Genomic DNA, 17,553 nt, shown 5'->3' on the forward strand with positions numbered 1-17,553 from the left:
AACGTACAAGTGAGTGACACAACAGGTGCTTAATAGTTATTCAAAAGCCGGTAACAAAAAAATAAAACAGCAAACAAACATGCTCGAAAGATTTCATAGTGATAACTCGTTAAGTGAAGTGCATGAAACGATTGATGCAACAAAACACAGAAGTGGAATAAGAAAATTTCTGCCGTATTTGGGCCCGGCGTATCTCGTAAGTGTTGGTTACATGGACCCCGGCAATTGGGCTACAGATTTACAGGGCGGCGCTAAATTCGGCTATCAATTGATCTGGGTTTTACTGATGAGTAACCTTATGGCATTGCTGTTACAGAGTCTTAGTGCAAGGCTTGGTATTGTAAGGCGCCGTGATCTGGCACAGGCCAACCGCGAGGAATACCCACGCACCGTAAATTTCTGTTTGTATGTGCTGGCGGAACTTGCCATTGCTGCATGTGATCTTGCTGAGGTTTTAGGTATGGCTATTGGTATTCATCTATTAACAGGGCTTCCTATTCTTGGCGGCGTGTGTATTACCGTGCTGGATACTTTTTTACTATTGGTTTTGCAACGTTATGGTATGCGGAAAATGGAAGCATTTATTATTGCGCTGGTAGCTATTATCGGTTTATCATTTTTAATTGAATTGTTTTTTGCGCAACCACATTTTGGCGATGTAGTAAAAGGTTTTGTGCCAACTTCATTAAACAGTGAGGCGCTTTATATTGCTGTTGGCATTATTGGCGCTACAGTAATGCCACATAATCTTTACCTGCATTCTGCGCTGGTGCAAACACGCAAAATAAAAAATGACGAAGCCGGTATTAAACGAGCACTCAAGTTTAATTTATTTGATACCACCATTGCATTAAATGCAGCATTCTTTGTAAATGCGGCTATTCTTATTTTAGCAGCATCCGTTTTTTTTACCAGCGGGAATACAAATGTTGCGAAGATTGAAGATGCACATGCTTTATTAAAACCAATGCTTGGGGATCTAGCTCCAATACTTTTTGCTATTGCATTAATTGCTGCGGGGCAAAGCTCAACAGTTACGGGAACATTGGCCGGGCAAATTGTTATGGAGGGTTACTTGCATTTGCGCATCAATCCGTGGATACGAAGATTGATCACAAGGCTGATCGCCATTATCCCTGCAGTATTGGTAATTGTGATTTATGGCGATGACAAGCTTGATGCATTACTTGTGTTCAGCCAGGTTATATTAAGTCTTCAACTGGGCTTTGCGATCATTCCATTGATACATTTTGTAAGTGATAAAAAAACGATGGGGAAATTTGCGATCAAAACGTACACAAAAATATTATCATGGATCGTTGCAGGCATCCTTGTTTTCCTGAATGTAAAATTGGTAGCGGATGCATCAGTAGATAAATTTCAGGAAGGTGGCCAACCCATTTTGAAAACAATTATTATCATTGGATGGTTGATCTTTGCATGGTTGTTCACAAGTATGACCTTACTTCCACTCTTACGCAGAAGAAAAGAAAAAGCAGATGCATCTGCAGCAATCAGCATGCATAGTACAGCAAAGCCGCTTACTATAGCAAATATACCTGAGCCTCACAAAATAGCTGTGGCATTGGATTTTAGTGACAAAGATGAAAAGATCATTGCTTATGCTATAGCGCAAAGAAAACATGAAGCCACTTATTTATTAATGCATATTGTAGAAACTGCTTCCGCAAAATACCTTGGTGATTCATCTGATGATTATGAAACAAGAAAAGATATGGAACGTCTCGAAGCTTATGCAATACAATTAAGAAATATGGGCTACAAAACAGAAATTCATCTTGGATACAACAGCAGGGTGCAGGAAATTGTACGCATTGTAAATGAGGCAAAAGCGGATATGTTAGTAATGGGTGCACACAAACACAGTGGGCTAAAAGATATTTTTTACGGTGCAACTGTTGACCAGGTAAGGCATAAACTTTCTATTCCTGTCTTAATTGTTAACTAATGATTGCAAAGGATACTTACATTATAAGAAAACTTGCCAAAGAAGATAACAAAGCAATTGCAGCTATCATACGTTCTGTACTTGCAGAGTTTAAAGCCAATAAGCCCGGCACTGTTTATTATGATCCTACAACAGATGATTTGTTTACACTTTTTCAAACACCGCGTTCTGCATATTTTGTTGCAACAGTCAACAATGAAATTGTTGGTGGCAGCGGTGTGTATCCCACGCCCAATCTTCCGGAAGGTTGCTGCGAGCTGGTAAAAATTTATCTCTCTCCTGTTGCAAGAGGCAAGGGGATTGGCAAGGCATTGATGCAGCAATGTTTTAATGCAGCAAAAGAATTGGGTTACACCAGTATGTACCTTGAAACAATGCCCGAGCTAAGTACTGCCGTTGGCATGTATGAGCAAATGGGCTTTACTTATCTGAAAGGACCACTGGGTAATTCAGGGCATTTTGGTTGTGATATATGGATGATAAAAGAGTTATGATTCAGGCTGCAGAATATGCATGAAACCTTCGTTGCGTCGCACTCTTGTACGTTTAGTTCTTTATTAAAGAATTAAACAATAGTTTCAATTCGTGTAATTCGTGACTTAAAATTCGTGTCTCAATTGCTCATTTAATTTCCAACCGTACAAGTGAGTGACACAACAGGCGATGCCACAAAGAACAAAGCTCGTCACAAAAAATTATTCCACTACAGCTTTTACTTTCCTGCCTGTTTTAAATTTATCTCTTCTCACCTCTTCTACAGGCACATTTTGAATTTTACTTTCGAGCCATGCAATAACATCGAGGTACATAAAGGAACGTGTTTCCAAAGGATTGCCTTCATAGCGCTGCAGTTTTTCTTTCAGCGATTTAAATGCAGGAATCATTTTATTGGGCGCCAATGAAAATGACTTGCGTAAGAACCGGAATATCTCTTCTTCTACCACACTTAGGTTTTTCATCTTTGCCATAAACCGGTACACAGATTTGATAAGATATTCGAGCAGTTGATAATTACCCAGTTCATAATGAGCAATCAGGTGAAGCAGCCGTGCATAACATTGCAGGTCTGTACGCAGGTCAACTTTCCAGTTAATGATACGGTTTAAATAATCGATCGCCTTTTCATTATCGCCGCTGCCAAAATACAGGCAGGCAATTTTGTAATAGAACACAAGTATTCTGTGCCTGTCCAATTGCAAATGATATTCCTGCAGTTTCTCTTCTATTTCAGGCACAAGCTCCAAACCCTTTGTAAAGGTGCCTTCCAAAAAGTGTTTATTAATTTTTGCGATGTTTAAATACACAAAAGTTTGAATCCGCACATTGGTGTTCATGTTGGCATTTTCAGAATGAGAAAATTTTTCAAACTGTGCCAGCGCTTCATTGAATTTTGTGTAGTTATTTGTATCAAAATGCGCACTTAATAAATTATGCATCGCTTTGATATATTGAACAGCTTCCACTTTTTTCATGTATGGTTCCTGTTCAAAAATATCCACCCACTTTTGCGCATAACGATAATACATCAGCAAGTCCTGCAAAATAAATCCATACCAGCAATGGCTCTGGTATAAATACATCTTCTCATAAAAATGCATCCTTGATACACTACAGGGTGGAAGGTTTGCTTCAAAGAACATTTTTACTGCAGTCACATCTTTTTCATCCCTGGCATGCCCCATTTTTATATACCAACTATATAACTGCAGGGAAAGACTGGAGAGTTTGCTCATCAGGGAAAGTTGTGTATTTACTTCATCCACTTCATGGCTCAGTTGCTCAGCCCTGTTCTCTATGCTTCGGGTTATGTGCAATGCCTCAATTTTCTTTTCAAAGAACAGTACCTGCAACTGAAAAGTGACCTGGTTATTGGCTTTAGCGGTTTGCTTTATCTTATCAAGAATTTTTAAAGCCTGGTGATACAGGCCTTTATTATACAATATGCGGGCATAACCCATTTGTTCATTCAGGTATATGTCTATGTTCTCATCATCCTTTGTTTGTCGCAGGCTCGCTAACAATTGTTTGTAAAGGCTTGCCTTCATATTAGATAGCTGTTGCTTCAGTATGCTCTTGTTGCGGCTAAGTAAAACCTTCTCATCATACTCATCCATCCTGTCCAAAGCATCAAAAAGCCGGATGATCTTCAGGTCTTCTCCACCTGAAGAACGCTTCATATATAACTTAAATGATCGCTTTTCACCCTTATCCAGCGATTTTATTAATTGAAATAGTTCATCTGTACTCCTGTTAGGCATCGTAATTTCATTTTTATAAAACCCTTACTATCATTGCATTTTAACACAATTACAACTGTTTATCAACCGTAAAATAACAGCTATTTTGACTTCCCGGTGAAACTGGTCCATACTATATTTGTTCTTGCAGGCTGCTTAAATATAATGGCAGGCAATCCAAAATTAAGCAGTCTGCATTTTTCATTTCTAAAATATCCAAAATGCCGGGTAAAAAGATAGACATTTTCGACACTACTTTAAGAGACGGCGAGCAGGTTCCGGGTTGTAAATTAAATACAAAAGAAAAGATCGAGTTAGCAATTGCTTTGGAAGATCTTGGTGTAGACATTATTGAAGCAGGTTTCCCTGTTTCAAGTCCCGGTGATTTCAATTCCGTTCGTGAAATAACCAAAGTAATTAAAAAAGCAACAGTAGCGGGCCTAAGCCGTGCAGTGCAGAAAGATATTGAGGTTGCTGCTGATGCATTAAAATATGCAGTTCGTCCGCGCATCCACACGGGTATAGGTACTTCTGATTTTCATATTAAATCGAAATTCAATTCCAACAGGGAAGATATTTTAAAGCGCGCCATTCAATGTGTAAAATGGGCTAAGAATTTTGTGGACGATGTGGAGTTCTACGCAGAAGATGCCGGTCGCACAGACAACGATTATCTCGCAAGAGTTGTTGAAGCAGTTATCGCCGCAGGCGCTACTGTTGTAAACATTCCTGATACAACGGGCTACTGCTTACCTCACCAATACGGTGAGAAAATCGCTTATCTCGTGAACAATGTTCCAAACATTGATAAAGCTACGATTTCATGCCATTGCCACAACGATCTTGGATTAGCTACTGCTAATTCGATCGCAGGAGTTATTGCCGGTGCAGGTCAAATAGAATGCACTATAAACGGGCTAGGCGAACGAGCCGGCAATACATCTCTTGAAGAGGTTGTGATGGTGATGAAACAACATCATTCGCTTGGTTTGTACACCAACATCAAAACAGAAAAGCTCAATCCAATGAGCCGTCTTGTTAGTGATACAATGCGTATGCCGGTGCAGCCAAACAAAGCAATTGTGGGCAGCAATGCATTTGCACACAGCAGCGGTATTCACCAGGATGGTTTCTTAAAAGATTCTCAAACATACGAGATCATCACGCCGGAAGAAGTTGGTGCAGATGGTTCTAAGATCGTGTTGACTGCACGCAGCGGTCGCAGTGCGTTGGCACATCGTTTCCAGAAATTAGGTTACCAATATACACGCAACGATGTTGATGTTTTGTACCAGGAATTCTTACAGGTTGCAGACAGAAAGAAAGAAGTTGAAGATGATGACTTGCACGAAATGGCGAAGCAATACAAGCAACATACGGTAGAAGTATAAAATAATTATAAGCCCAACTGCAGACAAAGCGTTGGGCTTTTCTTGCGTCGCACACTTGTACGGTTTGTTCTTAGTTCAGCAGTTAACCCGAACGCACAAGTGAGTGACACAACAGGCGATGAGTAAAGAACAGAAAGCTTGCTAACAAAGAAAAAAGTAATGGCATCAAACCTCAACATACAAAATGAATTCAAAGCTGTATCTGAAAAATACGATACGCAAAGAAAACATTTGATTCCATGCTTCAACGATTTCTATAGCATACCACTGGAACTTTCTGAAGAAATTGAAGAAGTAAAAAATGTCTTGGATGTTGGTGCGGGCACAGGTTTAATGAGTGCATTCTTTTACGAAAAATACCCGGAAGCTTCTTTTACTTTGGTTGACCTATCAAATGATATGCTTGCAAAAGCAAAAGAGCGTTTTGAAAAACAAAATGAAAATTTTACTTATTTAAGCGCGGATTTTTCAACTACAGATTTTGGCGAACAACAATACGATTTAGTGATCTCTGGTTTGGCAATTCATCATTTGGAACATTCTTTAAAACAAGAGTTGTTTTCAAAGATTTATAAAGCATTGAAGCCGGGTGGTTGGTTCATAAATGCAGATCAGGTAGAAGGTGGAACCGAAGAAGCAGATTACATTTATCGTGACAACTGGAAAAAGAAAGTTGAGCAATCACCATTAACAGAAGATGCAAAGCAAAGTGCATATAAAAGAATTCAGTTAGACATAATGGCGCCATTGAACGATCAGTTACATTGGTTAAAAGATGCAGGTTTTGAACAGGCAAATTGCTATTATCAATATTTCAATTTTGTAGTTTTTGCTGGCAGGAAATAAATGCAACAACCATCCATTATATTAAAAGATATAAGTGTAAAACTGCAAGGCAATACCTTGCTGGATGGCATTTCATTTTCTTTACAATCAAATCAGCATCTTGCTATCGCAGGCGCATCAGGAAGTGGCAAAACAACTTTAGCAAAAGTAATTTGTAGCAGAGCTTTTCATCATGGAATTGTTGAGTTTGCAAATAAGCGTTCTATCAATTTTGTTGAGCAACATTATCATTTCAAAACAAGATCTAATACCCAGGACTTTTATTACCAGCAGCGCTATAATAGTTTTGATAACAATGATGCATTAACTATTGAAGAAGAATTGCAACTTGTTTCAACCGATGAAACGAAGATTGATTCGCTTTTATCAGAATTGCAATTGGAGCATAGAAGACAATCACCATTATTGCATTTATCAAGTGGTGAGCATAAACGCTTTCAATTGATCAAGGCATTGCTTGCACATACAGATATTTTGATCTTGGACGAACCATTTGTTGGTCTTGATATTACAAGCAGAAAAAAACTCAATAATATCTTGTCAAATGTTGCAGCATCAGGCACACAGATCATCTGTATTACAGATATAAATGAAATTCCTGACTGCATCACAGATATAGCCTACCTTGAGGAAGGAAAGCTGAAACAGTTTACAACGAAAGAAGTTTTTGAACTTTCAAAAGAAAATTTATTTGCAGATTACCAGCCCGTATATTCATTCCCTGCTTTAACAAATAAAGAAGAAAAGCAATTTTCAAATGCCGTAAGAATGGAAAATGTTTCTATAGCTTATGGAGAGAAGAAAGTTTTAGATAATATCAATTGGACCGTTAAGCAAGGTGAGCGTTGGTTATTGAGAGGTCATAATGGTGCGGGAAAATCAACTCTACTCAGTTTAATATATGGAGATAATCCACAAGCTTATGCTAATTCTATTTATCTTTTTGATAAAAGAAGAGGCAGCGGCGAAAGCATCTGGGATATCAAAAAAAATATTGGTTATGTATCGCCCGAGTTGCAATGGTATTTTGATAGAAACACAACAGTCTACTATGCAATAGGTTCTGGATTTTATGACACAATTGGTTTGTTCAGAAAATTAACGGCTGAACAACAAAACATAATTGAACAATGGTTGGATCTTTTGCGACTTTCTCATGTGACCCACAAGCCTCTCTCAACAATTTCAGCGAGTGAGCAACGATTGACTTTGCTGTTAAGGGCTTTAGTAAAAGATCCGCCATTGCTTCTTTTGGATGAACCATGCCAGGGTTTGGATGAAAAACAAACAACTCACTTTGTTCAATTAATAGATGACCTTTGTATTCAGCTAAATAAAACACTTATTTATATAAGTCATTACGATAATGAAATTCCTTCATGCATAGATAAATGTCTGAACCTGGATTTGAAGGATGATAAGATTGACAGGAAATTTGTTAATACGGCAGTTAATGATTTAGTATGTCTGAATTAAAATATAAAGACATAACTGAAAAAATAATTGGAGCAGCTATGAAAGTGCATAACGAACTTGGCAATGGTTTTCAGGAAGTAATTTATCAAAGAGCGTTGGCAATTGAAATGCGATATGCTGATCTTTCGTTTGAAAGAGAACACAACATGAAAATTTATTATCGGAATGAAGAGATTGGTGAGAGAAGAGTTGATTTTTTTATTGAGCAAAAAATTATGGTTGAATTAAAAGCAATTGTGCAATTAGAAGATGTTCATTTGGCACAAGCAAAAAATTATTTAGAAGCATACAATATGGAAATTGGATTATTGATAAATTTTGGTAGTACCAGTCTTCAATTTAAAAGATTGATCAATCAAAAATATCAATCATTCAATATTCCTGTAAATCCATAAATCCTATAAATCCTGGTTCAGACAATGAAAAAGAACATCACAGTTATTAATGGAGATGGCATCGGACCTGAAGTAACAGCACAATCAATCAAAGTACTGAATGCCATTGCTGATCGTTACGATCATGAATTCAATTATACTTATTGCCTGATGGGTGCTGATGCTATCGATAAAACAGGCAGCCCTCTTCCTGATGAAACTATTGCATCATGCTTAAACAGCGATGCTGTTTTGTTTGGTGCAATCGGTCATCCAAAATATGATAATGATCCAACTGCAAAAGTTCGTCCTGAACAAGGTTTGTTGAAATTGCGTAAAGCATTGCAGTTATACGCTAACATAAGACCTATTACAACTTACGCAGCATTGCAACATCTTTCCCCGCTTAAACCAAAACACCTGGAAGGTGTAGATTTTATTATATTCCGCGAGTTAACAGGCGGTATTTATTTCGGCAAAAAAGAATTAAGCGAAGATCAGAACACTGCACTTGATGAATGTATTTACACAAGCGATGAAGTTGTTCGTATTGCAAAACTTGCTTTTGAATTTGCAGGCAACCGTAAACGTAAACTTACTTTGGTTGATAAATCAAATGTATTAGAAACATCAAGATTGTGGAGAAGGGTTGTAAAAGAAATTGCACCACAATATCCAACTGTTGCGGTTGATTATATGTTTGTAGACAATGCTGCTATGCAGATCATTTTGAATCCAAAACAATTTGATGTAATTCTTACAGAGAATATGTTTGGAGATATTCTAAGCGATGAAGCAAGTGTATTAGCAGGCTCATTAGGTTTATCACCATCTGCTTCTGTTGGCACTGGCACTGCAATGTTCGAACCTATTCATGGTTCTTATCCGCAGGCTGCAGGCAAAGACATTGCAAATCCGCTAGGGTCAATACTTTCAACTGCTATGATGCTTGAGTATATGCAGATGCATGAAGAAGCGGCTATAGTAAGAAGCGCAGTAGAATGGACCTTACAAAATCGTTTTGTAACAAAAGATATTGATCCGATCAACTTTTATTTTACTTCAACCATCGGAGATCTTGTTTCAGATTGTATCACTAATAAGATCACCGGCGAAGTAAATCAATCAAATATCGAGTTGAGAAAATCAACGATCATATAATTGTGATCTAAAAATCATTCTAGTTCTTTGTTTGTATTAATGGTGGGCGTATATTCGCATCAAATCACACTTGATGTACAGAAGCATTTTAAATATAAGCAACACTTTGGCACTCGTGCTACTTGTCGTTGTCGTTATTATTCCTGCTTCAGTCGGAGGTGGTTCTTACATGTAAAACAATAAACAATTTTTCATAGACCCGCCTCCCAAAGAGGTGGGTTTTTTGTTTTATATGTTTTTGTTTTCGGGCGACAGAATAAGCATTAAGCTTTCGTTGTGTCACTCACTTGTACGTTTATAACATTATTCAACAAAGAAAAATACAACAACAATGGCAAATTATTACAACAGTGAAACGGTGCTCTGGCTAAACGGAGAATTTGTAAAGGCTTCTGAGGCAAAGATGGACTTCTATAGCCAGTCTTTGCATTACGGTTATGCAGTGTTCGAAGGAATCCGTTCATATAAAACGGCAAGCGGCGAAACAAAAATTTTCAAAGCAGAAGAACATTATGACCGTTTAAGAAATTCTGCTTTGTCGATGAATATGCCTTACACATGGAGCAATGAAGAATTGATTGAAGCTACTTATGAAGTGCTCCGCAGAAATAATTTCCAGGATGCTTATATACGCCCTGTTGTATATGCACCAATGAATATGAGTTTTGTACAAAATGAAGTGTCATACATTTTTATTGAAGTGTGGGAAATGGCGCCATTCTTTGGAGACAAGCTTTTAAGAATAATGACCTCATCTTTTCAAAGACCAAATCCAAAAGCATTTAAGATCACTGCAAAAGCAAGTGGTCATTATGTAAATTCTATTCTCGCAAGCCAGGAAGCAAAAACAAAAGGTTATGATGAAGCATTGCTTACGGATATGAATGGTTTTGCTGCAGAAGGTGTTGGTGCAAATTTCTTTTATGAAAAAGATGGAAAATTATTTACACCGGCAACAGGAAATATTCTTCCCGGCATAACAAGAGCAACAGTTTTAGAATTATGTAATGAGCTTGGCATCGAAGTAGAAGAAAAACAAATAACACTTGACGAGATAAATGAAGCTGATGCTGCATTTTTCTGCGGCACAGCAGCAGAAGTAATAGGTTGGGAAAGCTTCAACGATGTAAAATTTAAAAAGAACTGGAAAGAAACTGCGAGCAGAAAAATTCAACAAGCATATTTGGCAAGAGTTACAGAGGCAGAAGTTTTAACGGAAGTAATTGCTGAATAAATAACAAAGCGCACAAGAGTGCGACGCAACAAAAGCATCATAGTAGTAATAAAGACAGGCTCATAATAAATAAAATATCAAATGGCTGAACTGAATAAATACTCGAAGACGTTAACACAGGATGTTACACAACCTGGTGCACAGGCAATGTATTATGCAATTGGTTTTAAAGAAGAAGATTTTAAGAAAGCGCAGGTTGGCATTGCAAGTATGGGGTGGGATGGTAATCCTTGCAACATGCATTTGAATGATCTTGCCACTACTGTAAGAGCAAGTGTGAATGCCACAGAAGGCTTGCTGGGACTGCGTTTCTACACCATCGGCGTTAGCGATGGTATTAGTATGGGCACAGATGGTATGCGTTATAGTTTGGTTAGTCGCGATGTAATTGCAGACAGCATTGAAACAAATGCAGGTGCTCAATATTATGATGGATTGGTTTGTATTCCGGGTTGTGATAAAAATATGCCCGGCACTATTATGGCGATGGGAAGATTGAATCGCCCTTCAATTATGTTGTATGGTGGTACGATTGCGCCAGGTCATTATAAAGGAGAAGACTTAAATATTGTAAGTGCGTTTGAAGCATTGGGTCAAAAGATCGCAGGCAATTTAAGCGAAGCAGATTTTAAAGGGATTGTAATGAATTCTTGTCCCGGTGCAGGTGCCTGTGGTGGCATGTACACTGCAAACACAATGGCTTCTGCTATTGAAGCATTGGGCATGAGTCTGCCAAACTCATCATCCAATCCTGCTTTGAGTGAAGACAAACAAAAAGAATGTGCGTCAGTTGGTGCAGCGATAAAATTATTGTTGGAAAAAGATATCAAGCCAAAAGATATCATGACACGCAAAGCATTTGAAAATGCAATTACCGTTATCATGGTGCTGGGCGGAAGTACCAATGCTGTATTGCATTTGATTGCAATGGCGAAAAGTGTTGATGTACCTTTAACACAGGATGATTTCCAGGCGATCAGCAATAAAATTCCTGTGCTTGCAGACTTTAAACCAAGTGGCAAATATTTGATGGAAGATCTGCATCAACATGGTGGTGTACCTGCAGTAATGAAATATTTATTAAGCAAAGGTTTGTTGCATGGCGATTGTATAACTGTAACAGGCAAAACTGTTGCAGAGAATTTAAAAGAGGCTCCCGATCTTGATTTTGAAAAACAAAAAATAATCATGCCGTTGGAAACGCCGTTAAAGGCAACCGGGCATTTGCAAATATTATATGGCAATCTTGCAACGGGCGGCAGCGTTGCTAAGATCAGCGGTAAAGAAGGTGAACGTTTTGAAGGCACTGCACGTGTATTTGATGGCGAACATGATCTTATAAAAGGTATTCAATCTGGTCGTGTACATGCAGGTGATGTGGTGGTGATCAGGAACATCGGACCAAAAGGTGCACCAGGCATGCCTGAAATGCTGAAACCCACGGGAGCCATTATTGGCGCGGGTTTGGGCAAATCTGTTGCACTCATTACAGACGGCAGATTTAGCGGTGGCACGCATGGTTTTGTGGTTGGTCACATTACGCCTGAAGCGGTTGAAGGTGGCTTGATCGGTCTTGTTGAAGACAATGACATTATTGAAATTGATGCAACAAAAAATACATTGACATTAAAAGTTGCAGATGATGTTATTGCCGCAAGAAAAGCAGCATGGAAGAAACCTGCGCCGAAAGCAATAAAAGGAATTTTATATAAATATGCAAAGGTTGTAAAGACTGCAGCAGAAGGTTGTGTGACAGATGAAGATTAATTTTTGAGCCAGGCAATTGAATAAGCATTAAACATAGTTGCGTCGCACCCTTGTACTGAAGAATATAAAGCAACAAATAAACATGCAGATCATACAAAGCATACAAAACAGAATTTATGAACTACGTGGAGAAAGAGTTATGATCGACAGAGATTTAGCTGCTTTGTATGAAATTGAAACAAAATCTTTAAATCTCGCTGTAAAGCGAAATTTAAAACGTTTTCCTAAAGATTTCATGTTTCAGCTTACAAAAGAAGAATGGGATAGTTTGAGGTTTCAAATTGAAACCTTAGAAAAGCAACAATATCCTTTGAGGTTGCAAAATGAAACCTCAAAAAGAGGCGGTACAAGATATTTACCCTATGCCTTTACCGAACAAGGTGTTGCAATGCTAAGTGGTATTCTAAACAGCGACAAAGCCATCAACATGAACATTGCTATTATGAGGGCTTTTGTTGAAATAAGAAGAATACTATTAAAAGAAAATGATGTAAAAGAACAAATGAAAGAAATAAAAGAAAGATTAGGCGAACATGATGTACAACTGAACCAGATTTACGACGCGATGGAAAACTTATTAGATGAAAAAGCAGCGCAGCGCAAATGGGGAGAAAGAGAAAGGATTGGTTTTAAAAAATAGAAATAATGACTAAAGATTATTTTAAAGAAGCAGCAGGATATAATTTATGGGCAAATACCATTGTTTGTGGCTGGCTTGAACAAATTAATGACGAGCAATGGAACCGTGAGATCATCAGCAGCTTCAACAGCATACAGGAAACTGTATTGCATGTTATCAGCGCAGAAAATGCATGGTTACAGAGATTTAAAAAAGAACCTGTAGAATGGCTGCAATCAACATATAAAGGATCAAAAGAAGATCATATTAAACTCTGGAAAGAAACATCAACAGAATTGAAAGCATTCATTGATGCATTTGATGAAAATGAACTTGATACAAATCTCGATTTCAAAAGATTGAACGGTGATGCCTACTCAATGCCTTTTTATCAATTGTTTGCACACGTCGTCAACCATGCAACATATCATCGGGGACAGTTGGTGACTATGTTGCGGCAGGCAGGATTCTCAGGTGTTGGATCAACTGACTTATTGGGAGTCTATAGGAAAAAGTAAATGTTCGATTATTGTTGAATAAAAATAGTAAGCACAAGAGTGCGACGCAACGGAAGTTTAATTGATATTCTTTCGCTGGGTTCATAAAAATAAAAATTGTGTTATGCAAACACTTGAATTAGTAAAAGAAAAACCGTCGTGGGCGGATAAGAAAAATACTTCTATCTCAGGCTCACAGGCAGTATTGGAAGCATTAATAGCAGAGAATGTGCATACAGTTTTTGGCTATCCTGGTGGTGCTATTATGCCTATCTATGATGCTCTTTTTGATTATGAAGATAAGTTGAAACATATATTGGTTCGTCATGAACAGGGTGGCATACATGCAGCGCAGGGTTATGCAAGAACGTCTGGCGAAGTTGGTGTTGTATTTGCAACAAGCGGACCCGGTGCAACAAATCTTGTAACAGGCTTGGCTGATGCACAGATAGACAGCACACCTGTTGTAGCAATTACGGGGCAGGTGTTTGCGCACTTACTTGGTACAGATGCATTCCAGGAAACTGATGTGATAAATATTACAACGCCTGTTACAAAATGGAACTACCAGGTTACTGATGCAACAGAAATTCCTGCTGTGCTTGCAAAAGCATTTTATATAGCACGCAGCGGAAGACCCGGCCCTGTTTTGATCGATATTACCAAGAATGCGCAGATACAAAAATTTGATTACAATGGCTACGAGCCATGCAATCATATTCGCAGTTACCGCCCAACACCAATCATTCGCAAAGAGTATGTAGAAGAAGCTGCAAAGCTCATCAACGCTGCAGAAAAACCATTTGTAGTTTTTGGACAGGGTGTAATTCTTGGTGGGGCAGAAAAAGAATTCAAAACATTTATTGAGAAAACAGGTATACCTGCAGCATGGACCATACTTGGTTTGAGTGCGTTGGAAACAGATCATCCGCTAAATGTGGGAATGCTCGGTATGCATGGCAATTACGGACCAAATGTATTAACGAATGAATGCGATGTATTGATCGCAATTGGTATGCGCTTCGATGATCGAGTTACAGGTCGCTTAGATAAATATGCAAAACAGGCAAAAGTTATTCATCTTGATATTGATCCTGCGGAAATCGATAAAAATGTAAAAGCAACTGTGCCTGTTTGGGGCGATTGCAAAGAAACATTGCCCATGCTTACGGCACTTGTTGAAAAGAAAGAACACAATGCATGGCTGCAACGTTTTAAAGATATGATGAAGGAAGAACAGATGCTTGTGATTGATCATGAAATGCACCCTGCGTCAGATGAAATGAGTATGGCTGAAGTAATTGATGCATTGAACGATCTTACAAAAGGCGATGCAGTAATTGTTACAGATGTTGGTCAGCACCAGATGGTGGCTTGCCGCTACGCAAAATTTATTAAGAGTAAAAGCAATGTAACGAGTGGCGGTCTCGGCACGATGGGTTTTGCTTTGCCTGCTGCCATTGGCGCAAAGTATGGCGCACCTGATCGCACTGTTGTTGCCATTATTGGTGATGGCGGTTTTCAAATGACATTGCAGGAACTTGGCACCATTATGCAATTTGGTGCGGCTGTAAAAATTATTATTCTCAACAATAATTTTCTTGGCATGGTGCGTCAGTGGCAGGAACTTTTCCATTCAAGGAGATATTCTTTTGTAGATATTCAGAGCCCCGATTTTGTTACCATTGCAAAAGGATACGGTGTTGCAGGACAATCAGTGAATGACAGAAAAGATCTGAAAGCAGCGTTGAAAGAAATGCTTGAGCACAATGGTGCTTATCTGCTGGAAGTAATGGTGGGCAAAGAAAACAACGTGTTCCCAATGGTGCCGCAGGGCTGCAGTGTTGCGGAAATAAGATTGAAATAATTATGAGCCGTGCAACATAACAAGCATTAAACTTCCGTTGCGTCGCACGCTTGTACTGAAACAATAAACTCAACAAAAAGCTGGCAGCTAAAAGCGAATAGCCAAACGCTAAAACAATGAAACAGGAATATACCATAACAGTTTATACAGAGAACCAGATTGGTTTACTCAATCGTATAGCGATCATATTTACGCGTCGTAAAATAAATATAGACAGCCTCAACACTTCTCCTTCGGAAGTGGATAGCGTTCATCGTTTCACCATCGTCATTAACGAAACAGAAGACGTGGTACGCAAACTTTGCCGCCAGATAGAAAAGCAGGTTGAAGTGTTGAAAGCATACTACAATACCAACGAAGAAATTGTATGGCAGGAACTTGCTATGTACAAAGTACCTACAGATGTTATTGCAGAGAAAGTAAAAGTGGAAAGATTATTACGCCAGTACGGTGCTAATGCAGTTGTGATCCGTCATGATTATACAGTATTCGAAACTTCCGGTCACCGCGAAGAAATAGACAGCTTAATGAAAGCGCTTGAACCCTACGGCTTAATTGAATTCGTACGCAGTGCAAGAGTTGCTATCATTAAGAACAGTGCGGGTTTCCACGAAAAACTGAAAGAGTTTGAAGCTAAAGATGCGGGTGAAAAAGTAATCGAAAATGTGTTTCTGGGCAAACAGGAAGAAGTGTTTACGATGTAAATTGCAAGAACCCTGATTGGGGTATGTTAAATGATTTTGAGGATTTAAATACATCTATTTAATAATCCTCCGGATCATCCCAAATTCCTGTTCAGACAAGATCAGAAAGTACAAGAGTGCGACGCAACAAATGTTTAATAGTAGCAAAAAAGTTTAGTACATAAAACAAAAAGAGCAACCAAAAATTTTCAAATTTTCAAATCATCAAATTTTCAAATTAAAAAGATGGCAAAGTTAAATTTCGGCGGAGTGGAAGAAAACGTAGTAACACGTGAAGAATTTCCACTTGCAAAAGCGCAGGAAGTTTTAAAGAATGAAACAATAGCAGTAATTGGTTATGGCGTGCAGGGACCAGGTCAGGCACTGAACCAGCGTGATAACGGCATTAACGTGATTGTTGGTCAGCGTAAGAATTCAAAGACATGGGACAAAGCAGTTGCAGATGGTTTTGTGCCGGGCGAAACATTGTTTGAAATTGAAGAAGCATTGCAACGCGGAACAATTATTTGTTACCTGTTGAGTGATGCTGCACAAATTGAATTGTGGCCCACAGTTAAAAAACACTTGACTGCGGGTAAAGCATTATATTTTTCTCATGGATTTGGTATAACATTTAAAGAGCAAACAGGAATTATTCCTCCTGCAGATGTTGATGTGTTTCTGGTTGCGCCAAAAGGTTCAGGTACATCTTTGCGCAGAATGTTTTTACAAGGTCGTGGTTTGAATAGCTCTTATGCCATCTTCCAGGATGCAACAGGCAAAGCAAAAGAGCGTGTAATTGCGCTGGGTATTGCGGTAGGAAGTGGTTATTTATTTGAAACAGATTTCAAAAAAGAAGTGTACAGCGATCTTACGGGTGAGCGCGGCACATTGATGGGTTGCATACAAGGCGTATTTGCTGCGCAATACCAGGTGTTACGCGAAAGAGGTCATTCACCTTCTGAAGCGTTCAACGAAACTGTTGAAGAACTTACCCAAAGCTTAATGCCACTCGTTGCAGAAAATGGAATGGACTGGATGTATGCAAACTGTTCCACAACTGCACAGCGTGGTGCGCTTGACTGGTGGAAAAAATTCCGCGATGCTACATTGCCTGTGTTCAATGAATTGTACACCAGCGTTGCAACCGGCAAAGAATCTCAACGCTCGATCGACAGCAACAGCAAACCAGATTATCGCGTAAAGCTGGAAGAAGAATTGAAGGAACTACGCGAAAGCGAAATGTGGCAGGCAGGTAAAACTGTTCGCTCGCTTCGTCCGGAAAATCAGAAATAATTTTTTGTACCAGGCATTTGTGCATGCATTGAACTTTCGTTGCGTCGCACCCTTGTACTGCAACAAATTATTTAACAGTTTATAGCAAAGGCGCAAAGCATAAAGATCTTTGCGCCTTCTTTTTAAAAATATTTTC

At 38.7% G+C, this 17,553-nt stretch carries 15 protein-coding genes; 14 read left to right on the forward strand and 1 reads right to left on the reverse strand.

All coding sequences use genetic code 11. The features are described from left to right. Positions 1-79 precede the first annotated feature (79 nt). Both FRZ67_RS07245 and FRZ67_RS07250 read left to right on the forward strand, forming a co-directional pair. Positions 80-1,969, forward strand: coding sequence for an Nramp family divalent metal transporter (locus tag FRZ67_RS07245; RefSeq protein WP_147188901.1), 1,890 nt, complete (start codon positions 80-82; stop codon positions 1,967-1,969). After that, positions 1,969-2,463, forward strand: coding sequence for a GNAT family N-acetyltransferase (locus FRZ67_RS07250; RefSeq protein ID WP_147188902.1), 495 nt, complete (start codon positions 1,969-1,971; stop codon positions 2,461-2,463). The genes FRZ67_RS07245 and FRZ67_RS07250 overlap by 1 nt, the downstream gene beginning before the upstream one ends. 201 nt (positions 2,464-2,664) lie before the next feature. On the opposite strand, the gene FRZ67_RS07255 is transcribed toward FRZ67_RS07250, so the two are convergent. Then, complete coding sequence (locus tag FRZ67_RS07255; protein WP_147188903.1) at positions 2,665-4,227, reverse strand: hypothetical protein; 1,563 nt, start codon at positions 4,225-4,227, stop codon at positions 2,665-2,667. Between the two features lie 200 nt (positions 4,228-4,427). Here FRZ67_RS07255 and FRZ67_RS07260 point away from each other — a divergent pair, with 200 nt between their 5' ends. The 12 genes from FRZ67_RS07260 (at position 4,428) to ilvC (ending at position 17,417) form a co-directional block, all read left to right on the forward strand. Continuing rightward, a complete protein-coding gene (locus tag FRZ67_RS07260; RefSeq protein ID WP_147188904.1) occupies positions 4,428-5,597 on the forward strand; it encodes a 2-isopropylmalate synthase in 1,170 nt (389 codons plus the stop codon). A 159-nt stretch (positions 5,598-5,756) separates the two neighbouring features. Beyond that, a complete protein-coding gene (locus FRZ67_RS07265; RefSeq protein ID WP_147188905.1) occupies positions 5,757-6,443 on the forward strand; it encodes a class I SAM-dependent methyltransferase in 687 nt (228 codons plus the stop codon). Beyond that, entirely contained in the window at positions 6,444-7,919 is a 1,476-nt protein-coding gene (locus tag FRZ67_RS07270) for an ATP-binding cassette domain-containing protein (RefSeq protein WP_147188906.1), read from the forward strand. Continuing rightward, positions 7,907-8,314, forward strand: coding sequence for a GxxExxY protein (locus FRZ67_RS07275; RefSeq protein ID WP_147188907.1), 408 nt, complete (start codon positions 7,907-7,909; stop codon positions 8,312-8,314). Before FRZ67_RS07270 ends, FRZ67_RS07275 begins: the two co-directional genes overlap by 13 nt. Positions 8,315-8,338: 24 nt before the next feature. Continuing rightward, a complete protein-coding gene (gene leuB / locus FRZ67_RS07280; protein ID WP_147188908.1) occupies positions 8,339-9,454 on the forward strand; it encodes a 3-isopropylmalate dehydrogenase in 1,116 nt (371 codons plus the stop codon). Positions 9,455-9,785: 331 nt separating this feature from the next. After that, positions 9,786-10,688: a branched-chain amino acid transaminase gene (locus FRZ67_RS07285; protein ID WP_147188909.1), complete on the forward strand. Its 903-nt coding sequence runs from the start codon at positions 9,786-9,788 to the stop codon at positions 10,686-10,688. Between the two features lie 81 nt (positions 10,689-10,769). Next, positions 10,770-12,455: a dihydroxy-acid dehydratase gene (gene ilvD, locus FRZ67_RS07290; protein WP_147188910.1), complete on the forward strand. Its 1,686-nt coding sequence runs from the start codon at positions 10,770-10,772 to the stop codon at positions 12,453-12,455. An 82-nt stretch (positions 12,456-12,537) separates the two neighbouring features. Continuing rightward, positions 12,538-13,095, forward strand: a complete 558-nt coding sequence (locus FRZ67_RS07295) for an ORF6N domain-containing protein (RefSeq protein WP_147188911.1) — start codon at positions 12,538-12,540, stop codon at positions 13,093-13,095. Positions 13,096-13,100: 5 nt separating this feature from the next. Beyond that, positions 13,101-13,592 carry a DinB family protein gene (locus tag FRZ67_RS07300; protein WP_147188912.1) on the forward strand — a complete coding sequence of 164 codons (492 nt, stop codon included), beginning with the start codon at positions 13,101-13,103 and terminating at the stop codon, positions 13,590-13,592. Between the two features lie 103 nt (positions 13,593-13,695). After that, a complete protein-coding gene (gene ilvB / locus FRZ67_RS07305; RefSeq protein WP_147188913.1) occupies positions 13,696-15,438 on the forward strand; it encodes a biosynthetic-type acetolactate synthase large subunit in 1,743 nt (580 codons plus the stop codon). Between the two features lie 116 nt (positions 15,439-15,554). After that, positions 15,555-16,142 (forward strand): acetolactate synthase small subunit, encoded by a 588-nt coding sequence (ilvN, locus tag FRZ67_RS07310; RefSeq protein ID WP_147188914.1) that lies wholly within the window; start codon positions 15,555-15,557, stop codon positions 16,140-16,142. A gap of 225 nt (positions 16,143-16,367) precedes the next feature. Next, positions 16,368-17,417, forward strand: a complete 1,050-nt coding sequence (gene ilvC, locus FRZ67_RS07315; RefSeq protein WP_147188915.1) for a ketol-acid reductoisomerase — start codon at positions 16,368-16,370, stop codon at positions 17,415-17,417. Positions 17,418-17,553 lie beyond the last annotated feature (136 nt).

The organism is Panacibacter ginsenosidivorans, assembly GCF_007971225.1.
GTDB lineage: Bacteria > Bacteroidota > Bacteroidia > Chitinophagales > Chitinophagaceae > Panacibacter > Panacibacter ginsenosidivorans.

Coding starts and splice junctions, on each gene's coding strand:
- FRZ67_RS07275 (WP_147188907.1), top strand. CDS start 7,907: ATGTCTGAATTAAAATATAAAGACATAACTGAAAAAATAATTGGAGCA.
- FRZ67_RS07260 (WP_147188904.1), top strand. CDS start 4,428: ATGCCGGGTAAAAAGATAGACATTTTCGACACTACTTTAAGAGACGGC.
- ilvC (WP_147188915.1), top strand. CDS start 16,368: ATGGCAAAGTTAAATTTCGGCGGAGTGGAAGAAAACGTAGTAACACGT.
- FRZ67_RS07270 (WP_147188906.1), top strand. CDS start 6,444: ATGCAACAACCATCCATTATATTAAAAGATATAAGTGTAAAACTGCAA.
- FRZ67_RS07265 (WP_147188905.1), top strand. CDS start 5,757: ATGGCATCAAACCTCAACATACAAAATGAATTCAAAGCTGTATCTGAA.
- leuB (WP_147188908.1), top strand. CDS start 8,339: ATGAAAAAGAACATCACAGTTATTAATGGAGATGGCATCGGACCTGAA.
- FRZ67_RS07300 (WP_147188912.1), top strand. CDS start 13,101: ATGACTAAAGATTATTTTAAAGAAGCAGCAGGATATAATTTATGGGCA.
- FRZ67_RS07250 (WP_147188902.1), top strand. CDS start 1,969: ATGATTGCAAAGGATACTTACATTATAAGAAAACTTGCCAAAGAAGAT.
- FRZ67_RS07255 (WP_147188903.1), bottom strand. CDS start 4,227: ATGCCTAACAGGAGTACAGATGAACTATTTCAATTAATAAAATCGCTG.
- ilvB (WP_147188913.1), top strand. CDS start 13,696: ATGCAAACACTTGAATTAGTAAAAGAAAAACCGTCGTGGGCGGATAAG.
- FRZ67_RS07295 (WP_147188911.1), top strand. CDS start 12,538: ATGCAGATCATACAAAGCATACAAAACAGAATTTATGAACTACGTGGA.
- ilvN (WP_147188914.1), top strand. CDS start 15,555: ATGAAACAGGAATATACCATAACAGTTTATACAGAGAACCAGATTGGT.
- FRZ67_RS07245 (WP_147188901.1), top strand. CDS start 80: ATGCTCGAAAGATTTCATAGTGATAACTCGTTAAGTGAAGTGCATGAA.
- FRZ67_RS07285 (WP_147188909.1), top strand. CDS start 9,786: ATGGCAAATTATTACAACAGTGAAACGGTGCTCTGGCTAAACGGAGAA.
- ilvD (WP_147188910.1), top strand. CDS start 10,770: ATGGCTGAACTGAATAAATACTCGAAGACGTTAACACAGGATGTTACA.